General features: G+C 58.9%; 3 protein-coding genes. 1 reads left to right on the forward strand and 2 read right to left on the reverse strand.

Going from position 1 to position 4,788, the window contains the following annotated elements; all coding sequences use genetic code 11:
• On the forward strand, nucleotides 1-2,398 hold a 2,398-nt coding region (locus tag ACF8AM_RS07895; RefSeq protein WP_392555112.1), incomplete at its 5' end, for a phosphoenolpyruvate carboxylase.
• Here ACF8AM_RS07895 and ACF8AM_RS07900 read toward each other — a convergent pair.
• Both ACF8AM_RS07900 and ACF8AM_RS07905 read right to left on the reverse strand, forming a co-directional pair.
• Nucleotides 2,375-3,802 carry an O-antigen ligase family protein gene (locus tag ACF8AM_RS07900; protein WP_392555113.1) on the reverse strand — a complete coding sequence of 476 codons (1,428 nt, stop codon included), beginning with the start codon at nucleotides 3,800-3,802 and terminating at the stop codon, nucleotides 2,375-2,377. The genes ACF8AM_RS07895 and ACF8AM_RS07900 overlap by 24 nt on opposite strands.
• Before the next feature lie 8 nt (nucleotides 3,803-3,810).
• Nucleotides 3,811-4,572: an apolipoprotein acyltransferase gene (locus tag ACF8AM_RS07905; protein ID WP_392555114.1), complete on the reverse strand. Its 762-nt coding sequence runs from the start codon at nucleotides 4,570-4,572 to the stop codon at nucleotides 3,811-3,813.
• Nucleotides 4,573-4,788 lie beyond the last annotated feature (216 nt).

The raw sequence follows: 4,788 nt of genomic DNA on the forward strand, positions 1-4,788 counted from the left end.
CTTCCGATCTGTGGAACTTGTGCTGACCGCCCACCCCACCGAGGCCAAACGAGCAACGGTGTTGGCACACCACCGTCGACTGTTCCGCCGATTCCAACTCCGCCACCAAGAGGACCTGCCACCTTGGCGACGATCTGAAAACGAAGAAGCAATTGAATCGGTGCTCAGCATCCTGTGGCGAACCGGCGAAATCTACTTGGACAAACCCGACCTGCAATCCGAACGCCGCAATGTGATGGACTACCTGACGGTGGTGTTCCCGAAAGCACTGCAGCCTCTCGACCAGCGTTTGCGTCAAGCCTGGCGGGAGGTTGGACTGAGCGAGAAAGCCATCGCCGATCCGCTGGCTTTGCCGCGATTGACGTTTGGAACCTGGGTGGGTGGCGACCGCGACGGCCACCCATTGGTCACGCCAGAGGTGACGGAAGAAACCCTGATGCAGCTTCGCCGGGGTGCGATTGAATTGATGCGAGAAGAACTGGTTCAACTCGCCAGACTGACCAGCGTCTCCGCTTACTGGTTGCCGCCGACCAGCGAATTTCTCACCCGGATCGCCGAGCGTGCTCAGGCGATGGGTAGCACGGGCGCTGCAGCAATCGCCCGCAATCCCAACGAACCGTGGCGTCAGTTCATCAACCTGATGCTGGCAAGTTTGCCATCGGAAAGCTCACTGACGGATGGCCCCCAGCCACACACTTATCAACGTTCACGCGAATTGCTCGCTGACCTTCGCTGCTTGCACGAGAGCTTGGTCGCCGTGGATCTGGGCGATGTCGCAACCAGCGCCGTGGCCCCCACCATGCGAATCGCTCAAACCTTTGGGTTCCATTTGGCGGTGCTGGACATTCGCCAGAACAGCGCCAAACACGACACGGCAATTGAACAACTCCTGCGAGCCGCCGGCATGGCCGACTGGAAATTTGCCAGTTGGGACGAAGACAAACGAATGGCGTTCCTGAACGAAGAACTCGCCAGTTCGCGACCACTGACGCACCCGGATGCCTCCGCGGGAGAAGAAGCCGACGCGGTCCTCGGTGCCCTGCGTGTGGTGACTCAGTATCGTTCGCAACACGGCGCCGATGGGCTGGGCGCTTTGATCGTCAGCATGACCCGCAAGACATCGGACTTGATGGCAGTCTACTTGCTCGCTCGAGAAGTTGGATTGTTGCAACGAACCGAATCGGGCGTGGTCTGCCCTCTGCCAGTTGTCCCGCTATTTGAAACCATCGACGACCTCGAGCGTTCGCCGGAAATCTACGACCGCTTCCTGCAACATCCCATCACGCGAAACAGTTTGACCGCCATCGCTCAACGAGAAGGTGCCAACGCACCGGTCGGGCAGGTCATGATCGGATACAGCGACAGCAACAAGGACGGCGGCATCCTGGCCAGTCTCGTTGGGTTGCGACATGCACAGCGAAAACTAACCCAGGCGGCTCGTGCCCATGGCGTTCGCGCCCGATTCTTTCACGGGCGCGGCGGCACGATCAGCCGCGGTGCCGGGCCGACCCACCGGTTCATCAAAAGCCTCCCCGATCACACCATTGGCGGCGACATGCGGCTGACGGAGCAGGGGGAAACGATCGCGCAGAAGTACGCTCACGAACCGACCGCGATTTACAACTTGGAATTGTTCCTCGCGGGTGTCACGCGAAAATCGCTCGCCGATTCGCGTTCCGAAGAAGCGGAACATCCGCTGGAACCAACCCTGGTGAAGCTGGCTGCGTGGGCCCGTTCAACTTATCACGAACTGCTGCACAGCGATGGTTTTGTCGACTTTTTTCGCGAGGCCACGCCCATCGATGCCATTGAACAAAGCCGCATCGGCTCACGTCCAGCTCGCCGCACCGGCCAGCAAACCCTGGATGATCTGCGAGCCATCCCGTGGGTGTTCAGTTGGGGACAATCCCGTTGCTACCTGTCCGGCTGGTATGGCGTCGGCACTGCACTGAAGAAACTGCAAACCGAATGCCCGGATGAGTTTGCCGCTGTCAAAGAAGCACTCCGTGACTGGGCCCCCCTCCACTATCTGATCAGCAATGTCGCGACCAGTGTCACCGCCGTCGACATTGAAGTGATGAAGCAATACGCGGCTTTGGTTGAAAACCCAGCCCTGCGGGAACGCTTCGTCACCGACATTGAAACGCAATGGGAACTGGCCTGTGAAATGGTCGAAGCCGTCTACGGCGGGGCCCTGGAAACCCAACGCCCCAACGTGCAACGAATGATCGCATTGCGAAGCGAAGGCTTGCGTCTGCTGCATCGCCAACAGATCTCGTTGCTGCAGCGTTGGCGAAGCTACAACAAAATGGGCGAGCATCAACAAGCCGATGCGCTGCTGCCCGCACTGTTGTTGAGCGTCAACGCCATCGCCTCAGGATTGGGAACGACCGGCTAAGGCGGGCGCCAACAACGCTGACAACCAAAGCACTGTCAGCGTGGTCGGAAACGATTCAATGATCGTGTCTTCCACCAGACCTGACACCAACACATAGGTCAGGACGGCACGGATCCATTCCTGCGGCGAGGTTGCTCCGAATACCAGCGACCACCCCAGCATGAGCAGCATCAACAGGCAGGCAAAAACCCCCGCCGAAAAGGTGACGTGCAACAACAAGTTGTGAGTCCCCGTGGCTTCGCGGCTCATCACACTGGCAGCGCTGTCCATCCCGTATCCGGTGAGCGGACGCTTGGCAATCAATCCGATCGCTTCCTCCCAGATCGTTGTTCGCCCGGTAAGCGAAGTGAGTTCTTCGACGTCACCGCTCTTGGTCACCGCACTGACCGCCGTTTCTGAAAACGGGCCTTCGCCGGTGAACAACGAAACGCCCAGCACCAAAATCGCGGCGGAAGCGATCCCCACGATCCCGAGTGCTAAACCGCCTCGTCCGTACAAGCGATCAATCAGCAAGACGCCTGCTGCGGCCATGCCCGCTAGCATCGCCGTTCGGCTGAGCGTTGCCACAACGGTCGCCGCAGCCAGCACCATGATTCCGATCAACAGCAGACGTTGCCAGGGACCTCGAACACAAACCGAAACCAGCGACTCCGTCCGCCCCAAGTACATCGCCACGCCAACCAAACCGATCGCGATCGCGGTCTTTGCAATGTTGTTTGGATGCCCGGTGCCTCCCATTCGCCGGACCGTTTCGGTTGCGCTGATGTACTCCTCAAACGTTCCCATTTCGGGAACCACCAGAAACAACGCCCAGGTCACCAACATGTACAACGACGTTCCCGCAACAATCGCCGCCACCATCCTGCGCGGCCCCAGCGTCGCCAGCGCCATCGCAGTGAACAACAGATAACCGACAAAGATCAACGCGGATGCGCGGCTGATCATCGCGTTGCTTTCGATCGCAAACAAACTGGTGATGCAAAACAGGCCGCCCAGTGCGAGCAGCCCCAACCCCGGAAGGCTGCTGAGCAATTGCCGAGTTCGCGGGCTGACCCACAACGCAATTCCGCCCAATCCGCTCGCCATTCCCGCAATCGCTAGCTTGGCCAACGTCAGCACATTCAGACTGCTCGTCGCTCGATCGAACTCCGCGCTCGTCTTCGGTTCGATCGGATTGATGAACATCGCCAACATCAAAACCAAAAACACGATCGCTGGAATGAATCCGGCGCCACCAGAAACCGGCTCAGAGCCAATCTCGGACGGAGGCCCCCATTCGCCGCCTACGCTTGCAGCATCGTCCGTCAACGCGTTCGCATCCGACGCATCCTGGGAAACGACGACCGATTCGGGCACCGAGCCATCGGGGCTCGACAACGTTGGCTGAGAAGACGAGGCAGACATCGCGCTCACTATAGACGTGGCATGTACCAGTCGACCTGATTTTCTTGGTAGACGCGAAATTTCACGCCGTGCGACCACAGGTCAAAGTAAGGCTGGAACGGTTCTTCCACGTCCCCGCCTTCTCCCCCCACAACACTCGCCGCCAAATGGTCACGGTACAGCGGCCACATCAAATGATCTCGCACCCCCGCATCACAACTGATGAAGTAATACGGGGCGCGAAGCGATTCCGCGAACGGTTCGGGCGTCGAAATTCGCGTGACCAGATGCTCGACGACATTCTGGAACGTTTTCAACAGCTCCGTTTTCTCGTGGTCCTGCCGCGGATGTTTAGGTGGGATGCCTTCCAGCGCTCGGTGCTTGGTAATCGCTCGAAGTCGCTCGGCTGCCTCCGGTTGGCCCAATTTCTCTGCCAAGGTCGAAATGCGGTCGGTCCATTCCACCGCTTTCGATTCCACCACCGCGGGATCAATCGGACGTGGCGAACGCACCAAGAAAAACGCGTCGCGGCCACCCTGAGGCCGACGGTCATCCCCGGCGATTTCAAACAGATGCTCCAACCTCCGTCGCAACTCCTCTCCACCGTCCAGTTCATCAAAAATGCCGTCCAAACCACGCCCGTCGGGGCGAAAGGACTGAAAGAACCCAAGGAACTTGTCGTTCTCGAAGACAGTGTCGTCCATGATTCCCACGGCTTCCCCCATCCGCCGAAGCAACGCTTGAAGACCAGGGTGATCGGGAGGAACGGCCGGAACTGCGGGCGGTTGCATGAATTTCTTGGCAGACAGAGAAAACAACTGAGAGAAACGGCTGAAAAGGACAACGGGAGAACTTGCCAGTATTCCCGCCAATCCTCAACCCGCGTCCCAGGAAAAAGCCAACCTCCCGTGTCAGGCTGTGTGTCTCTTCCGTCTTGCATTGTAAGGCACCTGTCATCACCCTCCCCTTGAAGAGGTCGTGCAGTTTTATTTCACCCTCCCTTTGGG

It is taken from the genome of Rhodopirellula sp. JB055 (assembly GCF_043100905.1).
GTDB lineage: Bacteria > Planctomycetota > Planctomycetia > Pirellulales > Pirellulaceae > Rhodopirellula.